The sequence below is a fragment of the Hymenobacter taeanensis genome (genome assembly GCF_013137895.1).
Lineage (GTDB): Bacteria > Bacteroidota > Bacteroidia > Cytophagales > Hymenobacteraceae > Hymenobacter > Hymenobacter taeanensis.
Genome location: NZ_CP053538.1, coordinates 3,841,363 through 3,860,550, shown reverse-complemented (window position 1 = coordinate 3,860,550; position 19,188 = coordinate 3,841,363). Strand labels below are relative to the sequence as shown.

The 19,188-nt window shown below is 58.5% G+C and carries 17 protein-coding genes and 1 pseudogene; 6 read left to right on the top strand and 12 right to left on the bottom strand.

The window, feature by feature from the left end:
• Positions 1–75 precede the first annotated feature (75 nt).
• On the bottom strand, positions 76–633 hold the full coding sequence (locus HMJ29_RS16145) for a hypothetical protein (RefSeq protein WP_171592454.1): 558 nt from the start codon (positions 631–633) through the stop codon (positions 76–78).
• Between the two features lie 98 nt (positions 634–731).
• Positions 732–1,196: a peroxiredoxin gene (locus HMJ29_RS16140; protein ID WP_171592453.1), complete on the bottom strand. Its 465-nt coding sequence runs from the start codon at positions 1,194–1,196 to the stop codon at positions 732–734.
• Between the two features lie 170 nt (positions 1,197–1,366).
• Between HMJ29_RS16140 and HMJ29_RS16135 the strand changes: the two are divergent.
• The 3 genes and pseudogenes from HMJ29_RS16135 (at position 1,367) to HMJ29_RS16125 (ending at position 5,086) form a co-directional block, all read left to right on the top strand.
• Positions 1,367–2,072, top strand: a pseudogene (locus HMJ29_RS16135) (glycosyltransferase family 2 protein).
• A gap of 107 nt (positions 2,073–2,179) precedes the next feature.
• Positions 2,180–3,655 carry a cellulose synthase family protein gene (locus tag HMJ29_RS16130; RefSeq protein WP_171592452.1) on the top strand — a complete coding sequence of 492 codons (1,476 nt, stop codon included), beginning with the start codon at positions 2,180–2,182 and terminating at the stop codon, positions 3,653–3,655.
• Between the two features lie 15 nt (positions 3,656–3,670).
• Positions 3,671–5,086 carry an MptA/MptB family glycosyltransferase gene (locus tag HMJ29_RS16125; protein ID WP_171592451.1) on the top strand — a complete coding sequence of 472 codons (1,416 nt, stop codon included), beginning with the start codon at positions 3,671–3,673 and terminating at the stop codon, positions 5,084–5,086.
• Here HMJ29_RS16125 and HMJ29_RS16120 read toward each other — a convergent pair.
• The 9 genes from HMJ29_RS16120 to HMJ29_RS16080 all read right to left on the bottom strand — a co-directional run bounded on the left by HMJ29_RS16120 (position 5,058) and on the right by HMJ29_RS16080 (position 11,018).
• Positions 5,058–5,561, bottom strand: a complete 504-nt coding sequence (locus HMJ29_RS16120) for a hypothetical protein (protein WP_171592450.1) — start codon at positions 5,559–5,561, stop codon at positions 5,058–5,060. The two genes, HMJ29_RS16125 and HMJ29_RS16120, sit on opposite strands and share 29 nt — an antisense overlap.
• Positions 5,521–5,988 carry a hypothetical protein gene (locus HMJ29_RS16115; RefSeq protein WP_171592449.1) on the bottom strand — a complete coding sequence of 156 codons (468 nt, stop codon included), beginning with the start codon at positions 5,986–5,988 and terminating at the stop codon, positions 5,521–5,523. Before HMJ29_RS16115 ends, HMJ29_RS16120 begins: the two co-directional genes overlap by 41 nt.
• Positions 5,989–6,073: 85 nt before the next feature.
• Positions 6,074–6,727, bottom strand: coding sequence for a TIGR04282 family arsenosugar biosynthesis glycosyltransferase (locus HMJ29_RS16110; RefSeq protein ID WP_244679149.1), 654 nt, complete (start codon positions 6,725–6,727; stop codon positions 6,074–6,076).
• A 63-nt stretch (positions 6,728–6,790) separates the two neighbouring features.
• Positions 6,791–7,354 carry a rhodanese-like domain-containing protein gene (locus HMJ29_RS16105; protein ID WP_171592448.1) on the bottom strand — a complete coding sequence of 188 codons (564 nt, stop codon included), beginning with the start codon at positions 7,352–7,354 and terminating at the stop codon, positions 6,791–6,793.
• 11 nt (positions 7,355–7,365) lie between these two features.
• Positions 7,366–8,415 carry an arsenosugar biosynthesis radical SAM (seleno)protein ArsS gene (arsS, locus tag HMJ29_RS16100; protein WP_171592447.1) on the bottom strand — a complete coding sequence of 350 codons (1,050 nt, stop codon included), beginning with the start codon at positions 8,413–8,415 and terminating at the stop codon, positions 7,366–7,368.
• A gap of 79 nt (positions 8,416–8,494) precedes the next feature.
• Positions 8,495–8,833, bottom strand: coding sequence for an arsenosugar biosynthesis-associated peroxidase-like protein (locus HMJ29_RS16095; protein ID WP_171592446.1), 339 nt, complete (start codon positions 8,831–8,833; stop codon positions 8,495–8,497).
• A 65-nt stretch (positions 8,834–8,898) separates the two neighbouring features.
• The gene (locus tag HMJ29_RS16090) at positions 8,899–9,450 is read right to left on the bottom strand and encodes a heme NO-binding domain-containing protein (RefSeq protein WP_171592445.1); all 552 of its coding nucleotides are present in this window, start codon (positions 9,448–9,450) and stop codon (positions 8,899–8,901) included.
• 132 nt (positions 9,451–9,582) lie between these two features.
• A complete protein-coding gene (locus tag HMJ29_RS16085) occupies positions 9,583–10,458 on the bottom strand; it encodes an anti-sigma factor (protein WP_171592444.1) in 876 nt (291 codons plus the stop codon).
• A gap of 2 nt (positions 10,459–10,460) precedes the next feature.
• Positions 10,461–11,018, bottom strand: a complete 558-nt coding sequence (locus tag HMJ29_RS16080) for an RNA polymerase sigma factor (RefSeq protein ID WP_244679150.1) — start codon at positions 11,016–11,018, stop codon at positions 10,461–10,463.
• 249 nt (positions 11,019–11,267) lie between these two features.
• Here HMJ29_RS16080 and HMJ29_RS16075 point away from each other — a divergent pair, with 249 nt between their 5' ends.
• Entirely contained in the window at positions 11,268–12,668 is a 1,401-nt protein-coding gene (locus HMJ29_RS16075; RefSeq protein WP_171592442.1) for an NAD-dependent succinate-semialdehyde dehydrogenase, read from the top strand.
• A 50-nt stretch (positions 12,669–12,718) separates the two neighbouring features.
• Here HMJ29_RS16075 and HMJ29_RS16070 read toward each other — a convergent pair whose 3' ends face one another.
• On the bottom strand, positions 12,719–13,123 hold the full coding sequence (locus tag HMJ29_RS16070) for a ribosomal maturation YjgA family protein (RefSeq protein ID WP_171592441.1): 405 nt from the start codon (positions 13,121–13,123) through the stop codon (positions 12,719–12,721).
• Between the two features lie 146 nt (positions 13,124–13,269).
• Between HMJ29_RS16070 and HMJ29_RS16065 the strand changes: the two genes are divergently transcribed.
• Both HMJ29_RS16065 and HMJ29_RS16060 read left to right on the top strand, forming a co-directional pair.
• Positions 13,270–14,049: an oxygenase MpaB family protein gene (locus tag HMJ29_RS16065; protein ID WP_171592440.1), complete on the top strand. Its 780-nt coding sequence runs from the start codon at positions 13,270–13,272 to the stop codon at positions 14,047–14,049.
• 469 nt (positions 14,050–14,518) lie between these two features.
• The gene (locus tag HMJ29_RS16060; protein WP_171592439.1) at positions 14,519–19,180 is read left to right on the top strand and encodes an Ig-like domain-containing protein; all 4,662 of its coding nucleotides are present in this window, start codon (positions 14,519–14,521) and stop codon (positions 19,178–19,180) included.
• Positions 19,181–19,188: the final 8 nt, after the last annotated feature.

Below are 19,188 nucleotides of genomic sequence, written 5' to 3'. Positions count from 1 at the left end.
TAGCGAAGTCCAGCATACGCAATAGCCGGCTGGCCGTTCCGTTAGCAGCAGTGCTAGGCCAGTCTGAACCCGGTCCTACTTAGCTTCTGTGCCGCGCTGCTTAATCAGTAGCTCAATGGTGCGCGTGTCTTCGTCGCTCCAGATTACGCTGCGCACATTATCGAGGTCTAGCACCGTATGGCCGTCAGGCTCACCATACTGCGTGTACACTTTTACCAGCAGCTCATCTTCCGTAATGCGCTCAATATAGCCATACAGGTCGCTGTCGGCGTGGGTTTCCAGTTGCACTAGTTGGCGCACTTCGCTGGCTCTCTGCAGCACCGCCGCTACCGTCAGGTATTGGTTGTCGAGCCCATCGGGGGCAGCAGGGCGGGCGTAAACCACCTCGGGGTTATGCTCCTTGAACTCAATCAGGCGCACATACTTGTCATCGAAGTGCACCTGAGACACGTTGGCCAGGCTTAGCGTGCGCACACCCGTGAGCAAGCCCTGGCGAGTGATGGTGCGGAGTACCACTAGCTCGGGGTTGTGGTTGAGCACGTAGCCTAAAAACGTACCGCCGCTAGATTGGATAGATACTACCCGCCGGCTGCGTTGCGCCCGCTGGAGCATATCGGTTAATAAAGCACCCATGTAAATTACTCTGTAAAAAACCACCCGGCTCTACTTGAACCGGGCGGCAAATATACATCTCGCCAGTACTGGCCGGGAAAGGCCTAGCGCACAGTGGCCTAGGTGGTGGCGCGCAACTTGGTGAGAACCTGCTTGGCCTCCGAAACGTGGTCGGTGGCGCGGTTCATGGAGTTGAAGATATACTGGATGCGGCCCTCTGCATCAATTACAAAAGTTACACGGCCGGGCAACAGGCCTAGCAACGCCCGCGGCACCTCATACTGCTTGCGCACCCGGCCGCCGGTGTCGGCGAGGAGCGGGAAAGGCAGGCGGTGCTTTTGGGTGAATTTCTGGTGGGAGGTTTCACTATCGGAGCTCACCCCCACTACTTCGGCGCCTAGTTCCTGAAAGTCTTCGTATTGGTCGCGGAACGAGCAGGCCTCGGCGGTGCAGCCGGGCGTGTCGTCCTTGGGGTAGAAATAAAGCACAATGCTGCGCTTCCCGCGGTAGTCACTGAGCTGGAAGGTGTCGCCGGTAGTTGTTTTCAGGGAAAAGTCGGGCGCAAGGTCGCCAATCTGGAGCATGGGGTCAGGAGTAAGTACCGAAAGAGACTAGCCTGCAAACGTGCTGTTGCGAGAATTGTTCAGGCCAGGTACTCCCAGTTAGAGCCAGTACCAGCACAACCGTGCATCTTTGCAGCAGTTACTAGCTGCCCCTGGCAACCTTACGCTGGCTGGCGGCCCCAACCCTCTCCATGACTTCTACCCTGCCCCTCATCGACGTTATCATCCCGGCTTACAATGAGGAGCAGTCCATTGCCAAAGTGCTGGCTGAAATTCCGGCGGGCCTCACGCGGGAGGTGATTGTGGTAGATAACAACTCCTCTGACCGCACCGGCGCGGTGGCCCAGGCCGCCGGGGCCACCGTACTGCGGGAGCCACGTCCCGGCTACGGCCACGCCTGTCTGGCCGGCATGGCCCGCTGCTTCGGTCGCCCCGCCCCTGAGCAGCCCGACATCATTGTGTTTTTTGGATGGTGACTACTCTGACTACCCCGCCGACATGACGGCCCTGGTGGCACCTATTTTGCGCGGTGAGGCCGACATGGTCATCGGCTCCCGGGCTCTGGGCGAGCGGGAGTCGGGCTCCATGCTGCCCCAGCAGATCTTTGGAAACTGGCTGGCCACTACCTTGCTCCGCTCGTTTTACGGGGCCCGGTTCACTGATCTGGGGCCTTTCCGGGCCATTCGGCGGGAGGCTCTGGAGCAGATTGGGATGCAGGATACCACCTATGGCTGGACGGTGGAGATGCAACTCAAGGCGGCCCGCCTGAAGCTGCGCAACGTGGAGGTGCCCGTGCGCTACCGCCGCCGCATTGGTGTCTCCAAAGTGTCGGGCACAGTGAAAGGTACCCTGGGCGCCGGCTACAAAATTCTCTGGACGATTTTTCGGTACCTCTAGGCTACGCCTGCCCAGCGGCAGATTGCGCACAGGCTTACGAAAGCTGGTGCAGCTTCCCGTTCTTTGTAGCCCCATCTTCGTTACCCCTCACTGCTCATCACCCCTTAATGCTTGGTCTGGAACTTCTGCTGGTAGCACTCTATGGCCTCTGCCTGGTGTTCATTTTAAGCTTCAGCCTGACGCAGTTTCAGCTTACCCGGTTGGCCCGCCGCGCTTACCGCCAGCCCGCCGCTTTGCCCCCGCCGGCCCCCACGGAGTGGCCTAGCGTCACGGTTCAGCTCCCCATCTACAATGAGCTGTATGTAGTTGAGCGCGTAATTGATGCCTGTGCCCGTCTCCAGTACCCCTTGCCCCTGCTGCACCTGCAGGTGCTTGATGACTCAACTGACGAAACCGTGGCCCTGGCCGCCGAGCGGGTGGCCTACCACCGTGCTCAAGGCCTGCGCATCGACCATGTGCGGCGCCCCACGCGGGAGGGCTTTAAGGCGGGCGCCCTGCGGTATGGCCTGGAGAAAACCGACGGGGAGTTCATTGCCATTTTTGATGCCGACTTCATACCCGAGCCCGATTTCCTGCTCCGCACCATTCCGCACTTTCAGGAGGGGCGCACGGGCGTGGTACAAACCCGCTGGGGTCACCTCAATGAGGAGTACTCCCTGCTAACTGAGCTGCAGGCCTTTGGCTTGAATGCCCACTTCTACGTGGAGCAGGTGGGCCGCACGGCCGGTGGCTACTTCATTAACTTCAACGGTACCGGTGGGGTCTGGCGGCGCACGTGCATTGAGGATGCCGGGGGCTGGCAGGCCGATACCCTGACCGAGGACCTGGACCTCAGCTACCGGGCCCAGCTGCGGGGCTGGCGCTTCAAGTACCTGCCCCGGGTGGTGGCGCCCGCTGAGCTGCCGGCCGCTATGGATGCCCTTAAGTCGCAGCAGTTTCGCTGGACCAAGGGTGCCGCCGAAACGGCCCGCAAGCACCTGGGCCGGGTACTGCGCTCGTCGGCGTCAATCGGAGTAAAGATTCACGCCACATTTCACCTGCTCAACAGCTCCGTGTTTGGGGCCATTCTGCTAATGGCCGTGCTGAGCGTGCCGCTCGTGTACGTGCGCGCCGACCTGCCCGCCCTGCGGCCGGCGTTCCAGATGGCCTCGGTCTTTCTGCTGGCCTTCGTACCCCTCACCTACTATTATTTTACCTCCTGGCAGCTGGCTGCCCAAGACCGCAACCCTACCGGGCCGGGCTTCTTGCTGCGCTTTCTGTTGTTTTTGTCGGTGATGATGGGTCTCTCCCTGCACAACGCCCGGGCGGTGGCGCTTGGCCTGTTGGGCCGGCAATCAGCCTTCATCCGGACGCCCAAGCTGGGGCTGGTGCGTCGGCAGGGCACCTGGCAGGGCCGCCGTTACCGCACCGGTGGCCTAGACGGCCTCACGGCGCTGGAGGGCTTGCTGGCTCTGTACTTCCTCTCCGGCTTGGTGGCGGGCGTCTACTTCCACGACTTTGGCCTGTTCCCCTTTCACCTCATGCTCACGCTGGGTTACGGGCTGGTGTTTTATTACTCCCTGCGCCACAATTCCCAGCGGTAAGTTGTGCCGCAGCCTATGCCTCAATCTACTGGCCTACGCCCCGTTCATGGGCTGCTCCTGCTGGTTAGTGCAGTGGCCTACGCGGCCCTGGCTTATACCGTGCCGCGCCAACACTTCTGGCTTCTGCTGGGTTGGATGGTTGTGGCCTTTAGCGCGTACGCAGCACTGTGGTACTCGCGGCTCCCACTGAAAGCCGGTCTGGTGGCGGCCCTGCTCCTACGCCTGCTCTGGCTGCCTACCCTGCCCCCTTTCTCCGATGACTACCACCGCTTCCGCTGGGATGGGTTACTAGTTGCGGCTGGCGTTAATCCCTACCAGTTCCGGCCCGATGAGTTTACGCTTCCCGGCAACCCGGCCCCGATCCAGGCAAAAACTGGCCTAGCCGACACACTCAGCCCTGTGCCGCCCTCGTCGCAACACTTGCTTTCCGCGGCAGCACAAAATGAGTTGGCCGCAGAATATCCGTTGCTTAACTCGCCACACTATAACTCCGTGTATCCGCCGGTATGCCAGGCGGTATTTGCGGCGGCCGTTCGGGTATTTCCGATGAGTGCCGTGGGGTTTACCTTGCTGCTACGGCTGGTGCTGCTGCTGGCTGAGCTAGTCACGGCGGGGCTGCTTTGGCGGCTGCTTCCAGCATTCGGGCAGGATGGGCGGCGGGCGTTGCTCTATCTGCTGAACCCACTGGTGGTAGTAGAGTTGACCGGCAACCTCCACTTTGAGGCCCTCGTGGTTTGCCTGTTGCTGCTGATGCTGTGGCTGCTCTGGCGCGGCCGCGTGGTGCTGGCTGGCACGGCCCTGGGCCTGGCAGTGGCCACCAAGTTTCTGCCGCTGCTGGTGCTGCCGCTGTTGGTACGCCGGCTGGGCTGGCAGCGGTGGCTGCTGTTTTCCGTGGTTACCGGCGTTACGCTGCTGGCGGTATTCGTGCCGTTCCTGTCGTGGGAGCTGTTCACCAACATTGGCAAAAGCCTCAACCTCTATTTCCGCAGTTTCGAGTTTAATGCCAGCTTCTACTATCTACTACGCCCCGTAGGCCAGTGGCTGACGGGCTACAACGAAATTGCCCGCATCGGCCCGGCACTGGCTCTCATCACGGCAGTGAGCGGACTGCTGCTGGCTGCCCGCGAACCTCAACGTACCTGGCCTATGCTGCCGCGCACCCTGCTGCTGCTGCTCACGTTGTATTACCTACTGGCTACCACTGTGCATCCGTGGTATATTACGCCGCTTGTGGCGCTGAGCGTATTCAGTTCCTACCGCTATGCGTTGGCGTGGTCCGGCATGGCTGTTCTTTCTTACGCCGCGTACCAAACCTCGGCATACACCGAAAACCTGTGGCTGGTGGGGCTGGAATATACTGTGGTGCTGGGGTTACTGCTCTGGGAACTGACGAGGCCAGCACCTAAGTCAGCGGCCGACCTACGGCGGTAGAGTCGGGAGCGGGACTGGTTTGGGGCCAGTAGGCGTAGCGGCGCACCTGCTTGAGCAGCAGCGTGCGGCCGTCCCAGGTGGTTTGCCGCAGTAGTACGTTGGGGTAGCGCTTGGCAAACCAATACACGTTCTGCTTTTGCTCCTGCAACGACACCGTTACGCGCCAGGCTGGCTCGGTGGTATCATAGGGGTGCGCTTCTTCGGTCATGACCAACGCTTTATATAGCTCCGGGGGCTTGGCCTGGCTGGTTTGCTGTAGCTCGTAGAGCGGCACCGTAAAGGAAGACTTCTGCTCAAAGCGCATGGTACGCAGTACGTACGGCAGGGCATCCTCAAACAAAGCGGGCCGCCGCAACTGCCGCCGCCCGGCCCCCTGCCCGTCCCAGTAGGAATTATAGCTTTGGTTGTAATGCAGCCCTTCGTCAATGATGGCTTTAAACGTGTTGCCGCACCACTCCTGAGAGGATGAGGTCATCTTGTGCAAAATGGTAGGCTGGTCGCGGCGGAAAAAACAACGATGTGAGGTAATGGTAGGGGTAGTTATCCGTCGGGATGGCGCAAAACTCATTCACCTTCATCACCGGAAACCCATCCTTGCGCTGGTAGTCGTTGGTTTTAACGTTGTACTGCTCGTTAAACTCCTCCTTCACCGTAATAATGGTGTAGTCAAATTTGCGGGCCTCACCATACACCACCCGCTCCGCCGCGTAGGTAGCTACTTCCGCCAGGCCATCTTCCCAGAGCGTATCCATGGCCCACTGCAGATTGAAAGCGCCGCCGCGGCGCGTAAGCACGTGGTCCGTAGATACCCCGGCCGCTTTCGGCGACGCAGTCTGCTGCTTATTCTCCTTATTGTCAGAAGCGCACGCCGCCGCTAGGCCACTCAGGGCCAATAATAGCATTCTAACGGATACACTTTTTACGTGATACATGAGCTGATACGACATGGCAGACGGGCTTCCATACGCGTATTACGCCCGAAAGTGTTCAGCTCTCCGCTTTTTGAGTCACTTGCCACGCCGCCAGGTCGTCGGCGGTGTCTACGTCTTGCAGCTCTGGCAGCAGGCGCACTTGCAGGCCCAGCCGCTGAGCATCGGCCAGCGTATCGGCTCGCACGGAGGCGGTACTCCACTGCTTGTTTTGAAACAGGACTGGCCATACCTGCTTCATACCCAGCAGGTAGTAGCCGCCATCGGTGGCGGGGCCCAGCACCAGATCATGGGTGCGCAGGGCGGCGTAGGCCTCCTGCAGGTGCTCGGTGGTGAGGCCAGGGCAATCAGTACCGATTATAACTGCGGCCGTTGCGCCCTCAGCAAACGCGTGGGCAAAAGCCGACTGCATCCGGTGACCCAGGTCGCCGGCGGGTTGAGGTAGCCGCTGGTAGCCCACCCACGGATCAGAGCGGTCAGCACCCAGACCTGCTTCAGCCAGCCACAGCCACTTCCTGACCGGCAGTTGCTTCGTTACGGCCTGGGTGTGGGCCAGCAACTCGCGGTACACCTGCAACGCCCGCTCCGGCCCTACGCCGGCTGCCAGCCGGGTTTTTACTTTGCCCAGCTCCGGGTAACGGGCAAAAACCACCAGGTCCTCCTGCTGGGAGGTAAGCGTTGAAATTTGGGAGTTGGAGAGGTCTGCTGACAAAGTAGAAATTGGGGAGCGGTACTGCAGGTTAATAGGTCTAAGCTACCAGCTGCGGTATGGGTTTTATTTATATGCTGCCTCGCCACGTTTAAGCCAGGGCCGCCACAGAGCCGAATACGGGTGGACCTTTGGGGTCGGGCCTGCTTGGTTGTATACGGCATGGCCTTCGTTTACCCACTGAAAAATACCGCCGTAGAGGTTGCTCACGTGTTGAAAGCCTAAGCTCCGGAGGCGGGCTCCGACCTGCTCACTGCGCGCACCCACCGTGCAATACACTACTACCGGTAGGTTGCGCGGCACATCCTGAAAAGTGGCGGTTTGAAAGGCATCGTAGTTCACAAACCGGGCGCCGCGTAAGTGGCTTACCTGGTATTCCTCGGGGCTGCGGGTATCAAGCAGCACTACACCATTGGGGTTCTGGCGCAGGGTTTCGGCAAGCTGCGCCGGCTGAATGGTAGGCACAGTTTGCTTATACAGCAGGCTAAGCATACGGTCATAGGCCGTCATGGCATGGTTATCGGGGGTTTGCGGGGCTTGGCTGCAGGCGCTGGTGCTGGCCACCAGCCACAGCAGCACACCCAGCACTATGCGGCCGTTACGCAGGCCCAATGTTGTTGCTTGTAGCACGCTTAAACGGCCTAGGTTGTAGCCCCGCCACAACTGGAGCCGGCTCCCGCCGTGCAGCCGTAGCAGTGCTGGTTGATGACAATGCTTCGCTCACTCAGGGCAGCTTCGTTGAAGTCGCGGATGTGCTGAGGAGCGGTAGAAGCCACCAGCAAGTCAAGCTGCTGGTTAAAGTCGCAGTCGTACAGCTGCCCGTCCCACCCAATGCTGAGTGTGCTCCGGCACATCACGTTGGCCGCCGCTACGGGGTTATAGGCCGCAATGAGCTTCTCCATGTAGCTCTCGTAGTTGCCGGTTTCCAGCAAATACTCCATGAACCGGCTAACCGGTAAGTTGGTGATGGTAAGCAAGCTATTAAACACAATCCCATACTCCCTGCCCAGGCGCTGCTTAAACTCGCGCTCTAAGCTGGCCTGACTACCCGGCATAAACGCCCCGGCCGGATTATACACCAAATCCAGCGACAGGCCTGATCCTTCTACTCCGTAGCCCACGGCATTCAGCATTTTCAGTGCCCTGATAGAGCGCTCAAACACGCCTTCACCCCGTTGGGCATCGGTACGGCCCGCTGAGAAGTGCGGCAATGATGAAACTACTCGTACCCGGTGTTGGGCAAAGAACTCAGGCAGGTCGTGGTACTTCTTGTTGGCTACAATGATGGTGAGGTTGCAGCGCACGATGGTCTCCCGGCCCAGAGCCGAAATCTGTTCCACCAGCCACCGGAAATCGGGGTTCATTTCAGGGGCACCCCCGGTTAGGTCAACTACCGGAATATCCGTTTGGGCCAGCGCATCCAGGCAGAGCTGCATGGTCTCGCGCGTCATGATTTCCGTCCGGTCGGGGCCAGCATCTACGTGGCAGTGGCGGCAGGTTTGGTTGCACATCTTGCCCACATTGATTTGCATGACCGCCAAGCCAGTAGGGCGCAGAGGCAGGAGCCCACTTTCACGCAACTTATGTGCAAAAGCTGGAAAGTGGGCCCCGGCGGCCTCAGCCTGAGACAGCACAGCCAGCTGATAGCCCGTATCGGCGAGGGGAGCTTGCCGAGCGTGGAGTGATTTCATAAACGGGTACTGAGCACGAGGTTACGTGCATTCATTAGGTTGGCGGCTTGACTTGGCGCTTACTCACCAACTTGGGGAATTACATGGATAGTTCCTTGGCTTTGTTCATCATCTGCACGCCATGAACCAATGCGGCGCCGCCTTTAATAGCTGCCGCCACATGTACTGCTTCCATCATCTGGGCTTCGTCGGCCCCTTTCTGGAGCGAGTCGGTCGTGTAGGCATCAATGCAATAAGGGCATTGCACGGCGTGGGCCACGGCCAGGGCAATCAGGGCTTTCTCTCGCTCAGAGAGAGCACCATCTTTGAACACCTCAGCGTAGTAAGAAAAAAACTTATTGCCCATTTCAGACTGCCACTCCGTGATGTTGCCAAATTTGGCCAGGTCGGCGGGGTTGTAATACGTGCTTTTTTCCATGACTAGGTAGTGGCTGCCGGTTAAGGCATTAAATGGAGAAGGGGAAACTGAGAAGGTTGATAGCTCTAGCTCTGTGCGGGCACCTGCCGCACGCGGATACGTACCTGTTCTCCGTTTTCACTGGTGGTGGGCTCAACTATAATCTGGTCAGCCTCCTCAAAATAAGTGGCCAGGCCACGTACGATTCCCACAGCTAAGGCCCCCATCCGCCGCTCCGACTTGTAGTCGATGAACAGTTCAGTGGGCGAAATGCGGGATACCTCTAATACGGGCGGAGCGTTTTCAGTATGTTCACTGCGCACCTGCCGGTGCATAGTGTTTTCTGTGTGCTCAATCATGTCCAGCGTTTTCCACTCAGGCTGTACCAGCCGCTTATACATATACATGAGGTCAGGCACCAGGTACTCCCCGAATTTTTCGTGGAGCTCATCTGCCGATAAGCCCGTCATTTGGGCGGCCTGGCCTACGAGCGCATACATGTGCTCATCGGGGTACACCTGCTTATGATCAAAGTCGGCGGCTGTAAGGTTAGCAGCCTCCAAAAGCCGAACCCAGGTGCTATGGTCGTACTGGGTTTGAACGTAACGCTTGAGAAGGGTAAAAACTAGTCCGTGCAAAATATTGAGCCGTGAGGAATTGTTAGGGATGCAGTTTACGCAATAACTTTCCTCTTTTCGGTATGTAAGAGCGCTAAAAAAGAAGAGCGAACCACCCAAGGCAGCTCGCTCCTCTATTAACTACCGAGTGGCCTAGATGTTGCCAAGCACGGTCATGGTGGTGAGGGTTGGGCTTGCGCTGCCACCCACTGGCTCTACCGTCATGGCAAAGGCCTGGGCGCTGGCAATGTCCTTCATCTGCTGAATACTATCGCCGGCTGCGGTAGCAACGGCCAGTACCCCTGCATCTACAGGCTTCCCGTTATCGAGAGCCCACAGTTGGTACTGCTTGCCTTCGGGCAGGGCGGGCAGGTTGCGAACATCTACGTAAACCGCCTTCGATTGGGGATTGTAGTACACACGGGCCAGCGCATCGGGCGCTTTAGGCGTGCCTTTTAACTCCACCGCCCGGAAGGCCTCATTACGCAATACCCGTAGTTGCTGGTCGCGCTCATTAAGGGCGGCCTGCTGCGTAGCAGCAAACCGAGACTGCTCAGTTTGTGCAACCTCCAGGTTAGCTTCGGTTTCCTTGAGCCGGTTATAAAGCAGGAAATTCCCCAGGGCGCTCAGCATAAGCAGCGCTACCGAAGCGGCAATCAGCCACCGTGTGCGGCCGGTATTGCTTTCTTCAGTAGGCATCTGCCGCACCACTCCGCCAGTATGAACTTCTTCTGCAGCCACGGGCTCAGGTGCCGAGGCCTGCATAACCGGGGCGGCCAGAGGCTGCACCGGAGTTTGCTGAATTGCCTGTTGCCAGCCGCTCAGCACCCGTTCACGCATCCCAGCGGGAGGCGTAACGGCGTGAGCCTCGGCATAGAAATCCAGACCGCGCGTTATCTCATCCAGCTCCCGACGAATTTCCGGGTGCTGGGCCGCCATACGCTCCACCGTGGGGCGCTCGGCCTCGTCCAATACACCCAGGGCGTATTCCTCGAGAATTCCAGATTCGATGTATTCCTGAATATTCACGATTATCGAATCAATTTAGAAAGGACCTTAATAGCCGCTCTGGCACGGGTCTTTACCGTGCCAAGCGGAAGACTGAGTTCTTCTGCCACTTCGCTTTGCGTAAATCCGCCGAAATAAAGCAGGTCAACGATTTGCCGCTGTTCCGGGTTCAGCTGGCGCGTCATCTCCTGCAGGCCAATGTGCTCAGGCCGGAACGTGGGTTCGGCGGCCTCGCGCAGCGCTGCACTATCTTCGATGGGCTGCGTACGACTACTTACGCGGTACTGTCGGGACCGGATTTTGTCGATGGCTAAATTTCGGCACACATTCATCACCCAAGTGAATAAACGGCCTTTATCGGCATCGTAGGACGGAAACGAATGCCAGATTTTTACCATGGCTTCCTGCAAAACGTCCTCAGCAATTTCTTCTTTCTTGACAATGCGAAAGATCACACCGTAAAGAGCAGCCGAATACTTGTCGTAAAAGATGGTCATGGCCGCCTCGTCACGGTCGCGCAGACGCTGCACGAGCAGTTCTTCGGTTGCGAGAGCGGCAGACTCTGGTGTAGTAGCAGACACAGGCAGCAACTAAGGGAACGGGAACGGCGTAAAAAACCACCCCCTGGATGGGACGAAAGTACATGATTCGCCTTTATTCCAAGCGTAACCGCGTAAAATTACGGTGGGGCTTGGACGGCTCAGGTGCTACGCACACTACCGGAGCGTAGTTGCAAGCCAGACGCAGGTGCCAACCCCTTCCCCCCTCTAGTTGTTTTGCCTGAGCGTAGCTCCTCCGTAGCGGCGCCCACACCCACTTGTTAATTTTCCATGGCAATCGAGTCGTTTAACCCCTACACCGGCCGCATTGAGCGGCGCTTCCGCGCCTTCAGCTGGGCTCAAACTGAACGTATAGTTAGCCAGGCGCACCGCGCCGCCGCTGAGTGGCGCACCACTTCCTTCGCTCACCGCAGCCAACTCATGCACCGCGCGGCCACGTTGCTGCGGGAGCGGCAAGATGAGCTGGCCCGGATGATGGCCATAGAAATGGGAAAGCCCATTGTAGATGGCCGGGCCGAGGTGCTGAAGTGCGCCCTCACCTGCGACTACTACGCTGACCACGCCGAGGGCTTCCTGGCTGATGAAGAAATCAAGACGGAGGCGCAACACAGCTTTATCTCGCACGAGCCCATCGGGATTGTGTTGGCCGTAATGCCCTGGAACTTTCCGTTCTGGCAGGTGGTGCGCTTTGCCGCCCCCGCCCTCATGGCCGGCAACGTTGGCCTGCTTAAGCACGCCTCCAATGTGCCACAGTGTGCGCTGGCACTGGAAAAAATCTTTCATGATGCAGGATTTCCGCCTGCAACCTTCCGCACGCTGCTCATTGGCTCTGAGCTGGTTACTAAGCTGATTGAAGACGACCGGGTAAAGGCCGTAACCCTGACGGGCTCAGAACCGGCGGGTGCCCAGGTGGCCGCCACCGCCGGCCGCGAAATCAAGAAAACAGTGTTGGAGCTGGGTGGCTCCGATGCCTTTATTGTGCTGGCCGATGCCGACCTGGAACAGGCTGCCAAAACTGCCGCCCAGGCGCGCATGATTAACTCTGGTCAAAGCTGTATTGCCGCCAAGCGCTTCATTGTAGAGAAACCTATACTAAAGGAGTTCATCTCAAAGATGAAAACCCACCTGCTGGCTTTCCGTACCGGCGACCCGCTCGATGAGGCTACCCAGTATGGCCCCCTCGCCCGCCCCGACCTGGCCGATGAGCTAACTCAGCAAGTAGAGGACTCCGTGAAGCAGGGTGCTAAAGTAGAATTGTTTGGAGGCCAGAGCAAACCTGGCACTGCCCTCTTCCGGCCCACAATGCTGAGCAATGTAAAACCCGGGCAGCGCGCCTACGAGGAAGAATTCTTCGGGCCGGTTGCTATTATTCTGGAAGCGAAGAACGCCAACGATGCCATTCGGCTGGCCAATGACTCGCGTTTTGGCCTGGGTGCCTCCATCTGGACGGAAAACCCCAAGCGCGGTGAGGAACTGGCGCGCCGCGTGGAGGCCGGTGCTGTGTTCGTGAATAGCCTGGTGAAGTCGTCGCCGGAAATGCCGTTTGGGGGCGTTAAAAAGTCGGGTTACGGGCGCGAGCTGTCCTACCTGGGCATTCGGGAATTCGTTAACCAAAAGTCAATTTGGGTAGCCAAGGAAACTAAGCCGGAGCCTAAGAAGAAAGTAGAGTAACGTAGCAATATTTAGTATAAGCCTCCTTGCCGCCGCCGATAGTAGCCCGCCTAGCGCGTCACTATCGGCGGCAATGCTTTTAGCTCCAACCAGTAGCCTGCTACATAGCCAAGTAGTACGCCCACAGTGTAGCAAAGTAAGTCGCTCCACAAAAAGCCGTGGCCTAGCAGTAGGCCACCTAGTGTGCTATGGCGGGCAGCTTCTAGCCAGGCTGGGTGGTAGAGCTGGCTTAGCTCAATCAGATAAGAGAAGCCAAGGGCTGCTAGCGCCCGTGATTTGGCTGTGCCCCTAGGCCACCCCAGGCTCAGAAGCCAGAATACTAGCAGGGCCCAGAGAGTGTCACCGGCGTAGGCGGCAAGCCAGCCAGGTAGCCAAGCCCCATAACGGCGCGAGCATAGGCCTAGAACAATAGTATTGATGCTGAGCAACAAGTAAGTCAGACGGGGACTCTTCACGTAGCTGGCTGGAAAGGTGGAAGTAAATGGTGTTTCGCAAAATTATCATTTACTTTGTGATTCAAAGTTCTTTTGACGCGATTGAAATTCGGATCAAACTCGAACGTGTACGGACCTAGGCCACTCCTTTTTGGGTTACAGTTACTATGGAATATTTTGTCTCGCGCGGGTCAGTGGTTCGCTCCATCTGGAGTAAGGCCGATGTAGTGCTGTTCATCTTTGCCGGCTCGGCGGCGGAGTTTGCGCTGAACAAGGCCGTAGACTGGCTTTACTTCACCGGTCGGCTACCCGCCGACCCGCTAGCCCGGCTGTTTTCTACTGTGGAGTATGCTCGCCAGATTGTATTTGCGGAGCGAGCGGGCGCCGAGCGAGCCATTGATACCATTGCTGCTATTCATGGCGCCGTAGAAGCCAAACGAGGCATGGCCATACCCGACTGGGCTTACCGCGACGTGCTGTACATGCTCATATCTTATTCCATTCAGGCCTTTGAAGCGCTTGAGCGCCCCATGACGGAGGCCGAGAAAGCGGAGGTGTTTGATGTATTCTCCCGCGTAGGCCACCGAATGGGCATTAGGGGGTTGCCTGGCAGTTTTGCGGAGTGGGAGCTGGCCCGGGAGCAGCACCTAAGCCAGCACTTAGCGCATAGCGCTTTCACCACCGACTTGTACAAGCAATACCGGCTGCACCTGGGGCCGGTGCGCTACCGGCTGTTGCTGGAAGCGCAGCGGTTAGTAGCTCCGCTCACGGTGCGGCAACTGTTGGGGTTAAGTGGCCGCTCCTGGCTGCGGCCCATACTGCCCGTGTATCGGCGCCTGCAGCACTTGGCGTTCAGCCGCTGGGTGAGGGCCTCTCTACTCCCCACCGCTTATAAAGCCCAGATTCTGGCCCTTGATGGTGACCCAGCCATGCGCTTAGTGGCCTAGGCCTCTGCCGCTAGGTTAGTGAAAGAGCCGCCGCTCGACTTCGCAAAAAATGTTGCGAAAATCGAGCGGCGGCTCTTTGTTTTTTAAGCGCAAACCGAATCTATTCGCTTCCGCTGCTAGGCATATATACGTGTGCGTGTACCGAAGCCAAGCGTGTGTAGTAAGTGTATTATAAAAAGCCAATAGGCTTTATAGCAGGTCGCTAGCAGGGAATTACGCCTTGCATTTAGGTAACTATTGATGATACATTAGCAATATTCTAGGCCTGATATTCTTACCCTGGCCTCAGTTCACTCCCGGAAATTCTTCGCTTTATTCGCTTTTCCGGCTAGGCCACTCTGGCCCCTAGGCACCTGCCTCGTGCATCAGTTTAGTTATTGTGCTTAGCCCGAAGGCCAGGCTTACTTATGGCTGTCGGTATCAGCCTTCGCTCTGCTTTCCGATCCTTTCCTTTATATCCCACCTTATTATGAAAAGAACCTTTTACAAGTATGTCCAACAAGTGCGGTTAAGAGGGCTGGCGCTGTTGGGCGGTTTACTGGCCGTATCGCACTTCTCGGCGCAGGCGCAGCAGCAGCTCGTTTGGGAAGAGAACTTTAACGGCACCACTATCAGCCCCAACAATTGGACCTTCGACCTCGGCGACGGTTGCGCCCAGGGAGTTTGCGGCTGGGGCAACAGCGAGCTGGAAACCTACACCAACCGCCCCGAAAACGCCCGGGTGGAAAACGGTAACCTCGTTATTGAGGCCCGCCGGGAGGCCTACCAGGGCCGGCAGTTCACCTCGGCCCGCATGAAAACGCTGGGTCGCGTGCAGTTTAAGTACGGCACCCTGGAAGCCCGTATTAAAGTACCCAACCTGCAAAACGGACTGTGGCCAGCGTTCTGGCTTTTGGGCGCCAGCGGTACCTGGCCCGCCAGCGGCGAAACCGACATCATGGAAATGGGCTCGGCAGCCGCCATCAGTGCGGGCGTGACCAACCGCCGCGTGGGCGGAGCTACGCACTGGCAAAACGCTGGTCAGCACGCCTCTTACGACCGATACTACGACAACCCCACCGACCTTACCAACGACTACCACGTGTACCGCATGACCTGGGACAGCCAGCTCATTCGCATGTTCATCGACGACCACGAGTACTACGCCATCGACATCTCCAAGGGCTCTGCTGCCGACCTGGAGGAGTTTCACAAGGCGCAGTACATTCTGCTGAATTTGGCCGTAGGTGGCCAGTACACCGGCATTTATGGTGCCGATGGCATTACGGCGCCCCTACCGGGCCAAATGCTGGTCGACTACATCAGGCTCTACCAGAGCCCCGGCGACGAACTATACCTGGGTTCCAACAACGGCATTGCCGGCAACTTCGGTATCTACACTGAGAACCCCGCCATTACGCAGCGCCTGGCCTACGGGCAAGACGCCAACCTCTACATCTGGAACAATCTCACCAACATTACCTCCCCTACCCCCATCCCGTTTGAAGGGCAAGAGGTACTGGCGTTGCGCGCCAATCCCGGCAACTGGTTTGGTATGGGGGTTGATAACCAGGTAAAAAACCTGGTGGCCTTCGATAAAGGCTCATTGAAGCTTCAGTTCAAGACGTCCTACACCGGCCAGTTTAAGTTTGGCATTAAGTCGGGGGCGGGTGAGAGCTGGGTTGATTTCCCGGTGGGCACCTCACGCTTTGGGTTAGTGCGCGACGGGCAGTGGCACGAAGTGGTAATTCCGATGTCGGCCTTCAACAACGGCGACCTGGGCTCAGTAACGGCCACGTTTATGTTTGCCGGCGACGCCCCCGGCAGCGCCGCCGATTTCTACTTCGATAACATATACTACAGCGGCGGCGTGGCTACTAATCCCGCTCCCACCGTTAGCCTGACCTCGCCTACCAATGAGGCCCTGATTACCACGCCGGCCAACATTACGCTCACGGCCAATGCCGCCGACGCCAACGGCTCAGTTACGAAGGTTGACTTCTACAGCGGCGCCACGCTGCTGGGCACTTCTGCCACGGCCCCCTACAGCGCTACCTGGAGTAACGTAACGGCCGGTACTTATACGCTCACGGCCAAAGCCACCGATAACGAAGGGGTAGTAACTACCTCGACCCCAATTACGGTGTTTGTGGCAGCGCCCAACAATGCCGCCCCTGCGGTTTCCATAACGGCTCCCGCGGCCAGCAGCAGCTTCACTACGCCAGCCACCCTTACGGTTACGGCCAATGCCACCGATGCCGATGGCTCAGTGTATAAGGTGGAGTTCTACAACGGCCAAACCCTGCTGAGCACCGACTACAGCAGCCCCTACACGTACACTTGGAGCGGAGTAGCTGCCGGCACTTATACCCTCACGGCCAAGGCAACGGATAACGGGAAGCTGGCAACCACCTCGGCCCCGGTTTCCATTACGGTGAAGAGTAACGTACTGGCAGGCCCCAACTTTGGGGTGTACACTGAAAACGCCCAGGTAACGGAGAAGCTGCTATTTGGTCAGGATGCTGACTTGTACCTCTGGAATAACCTCAACAACATTCCTTCACCTACGCCTTATGAAGGCTCCGACGTGTTGGCCCTGCGGGCCGGCGCCGGCAACTGGTTTGGGTTTGGGGTAGCCAACAGCATCAAAAATGTGGCGGCTTTCGCCAATGGCTCCCTGAAGTTCCATTTTAAAACCACCTATACCGGGCAGTTTAAAGTAGGCGTTAAGAGCGGTACCGAGGGTTGGGTTGATTTCGCGCCCGGGGCCACGCAGTACGGGTTAGTACGTGATGGGCAGTGGCATGAAGTTACCATTCCACTTAAAGCCTTCGGCAACCTCGACTGGACGGCGCTGGAGCAGGCTTTCATGTTTGCCGGCGATGCCCCGAGCGCCCAGGCCGACTTTTACTTCGACAACATCTACTACAACACGGCCCCGGTAACGCTGCCTCCTGTTACGTATTGCGCTACCGCCGCCAGCGGCGACTATAGCTACGCGGCCACCACGGTAGGTAACAACGTCAACTTCGTGTTTCACCCCCTTGGTTCCACGGCGGGCGGCAACCTGGCCATCATTTATGTGAACGGCCCCGGCTACGGCATGACGAAAAATGCGCAGGGCGACTTCACCTACTCCCTGCCCAACCAAACGGCTGGCCAGGCGCTGAACTTCTACTTCACGTATCAGGTAGGAGCTGGTGGCGGCGAGAAAAACTCGGCTGCCGCGCCGCACAGTTATACTGTAGGCTCCGTGTGCAGTGATGCTCCCGCACCAAGCGCCCCCACCGTCAGCCTGACCTCGCCAACGGCTGCGGCCACGTTTGCCGCGCCGGCTACCATCACCCTCACGGCCAGCGCCGCTGATACTGATGGCACCATCAGCAAGGTTGAGTTCTACCAGGGCACTACCCTGCTCAGCACGGCTACCACCGCACCGTACAGCTACTCCTGGACCGGCGTGGCCGCAGGCAGCTACGCCCTCACGGCTAAGGCCTTTGATAACAGTGGCCTGGCCACTACCTCGGCAGCCGTGGCCGTAACGGTAACGGGCACCTCCACGCCCGGTGGCGATACGGGTGGCTACTGCGACACGGCTGCCAATGGAGACTTCAGCTGGAAAGCCGTGACCACCGGCCCCGATGTGGCCTTCACGTTTCACCCGCTGGGCACAACGGCAGGCGGTAACCTCGCTATCCTGTACATCAATGGGGGCGGCTATAGTATGACCAAAAACTCGGCCGGCGACTTCACCTATACCGCCCGCGGACAAGCCGCCGGCTCGGTGCTCAGCCTTTATTTCACGTATCAGGTAGGCCCTAATGGCCTGGAGCGCAACACCGCCGATGCCAAGGTGAGCTATACGGTGGGTACTTCCTGCGCGGCGGCTCCGGCCAATACGCCCCCTACCGTTAGCCTAACCTCCCCCACCGCTACCACATTTGCCGCGCCGGCCAGCATTACGCTCACGGCCTCAGCAACTGACGCCGATGGCAGCATTGCAAAAGTTGAGTTCTATCAGGGTGCTACCCTGCTGGGTTCGAGCACTGCGGCACCCTACAGCTTCCAGTGGAACAATGTGCCCGTGGGCAGCTACGCCCTCACGGCTAAAGCCACCGACAATGGTGGCCTGGCCACTACCTCAGCGCCCGTAAACATTACAGTGGCCTACGCCGATGAAGATGGCGACGGGTACCCTGCCAACGAGGACTGCGACGACCATAACCCCGCCGTGCACCCGGGCCTGGTGTTCTATGCCGATGCTGATGGCGACGGATTCGGGAACAGCTCAGCCCCAACTATCACGGCCTGCCTCACACCAGCAGGTTACGTGCTGCAAGCCGGCGACTGCAACGACCAGGATGCCAGCATTAACCCCGCCGCTAAAGATGTTTGCGGCCAGGACCGCAACTGCGATGGCAGGCTTGACCTGCCTGCCCAAGCCGCCCCCACAATTGCCGTGACGCCCGCTTCTGCGGTGTATACCGGTGGCAATGCGCAAACCATCTACCTCGGCTATGGCCCCCAAAGCGTAACCCTGACGGCTACGGCCCCCGATGCTGCCTCCTATAGCTGGAGCCCCGCCACTGGCCTGGGAGCTACCACCGGAGCCAGCACCGTGTTTACGCCCAACAGTGCCGGCAGCTACACGCTGCAGGTTACGGCCAGAAATGCCGCAGGCTGCACAGCTACAGCTGCCCTAACGGTTACCGTACTAGATATCAGGGCTGGGAAGAAGGGTGATAAAGTGATGGTTTGCCATAAAGGCAAAACCCTCGAGATAAGCGCCCCTGATGCCGCCGACCACCTGAAGCACGGCGACAACCTGGGTAGCTGCTCCGCATCGGCTAGCCTGGTTGCCGGGACCGGTACCGCTTCGGCTGGCAAACAGGCCGATGAGGTAACGCTCTACCCCAACCCAGCCCAGGATCATAGCCGCCTGGAAGTTGCCCTGGCGCAGGACGGCCAGTATAGCCTGAGCATCTATGACCTGAAAGGCACGCTGGTAAAGCAGCTGAGCAACGGCCAAGGCAGCCGCAGCCAGCGCCTCACCTACGACCTGGATGCTCGCGACTTCGCCGACGGCATCTACCTCGTGCGCTTGGTAACGGGCCAACAAGTCCAGACCAAACGACTTGTAATTCAGCATTAGGCTTATTC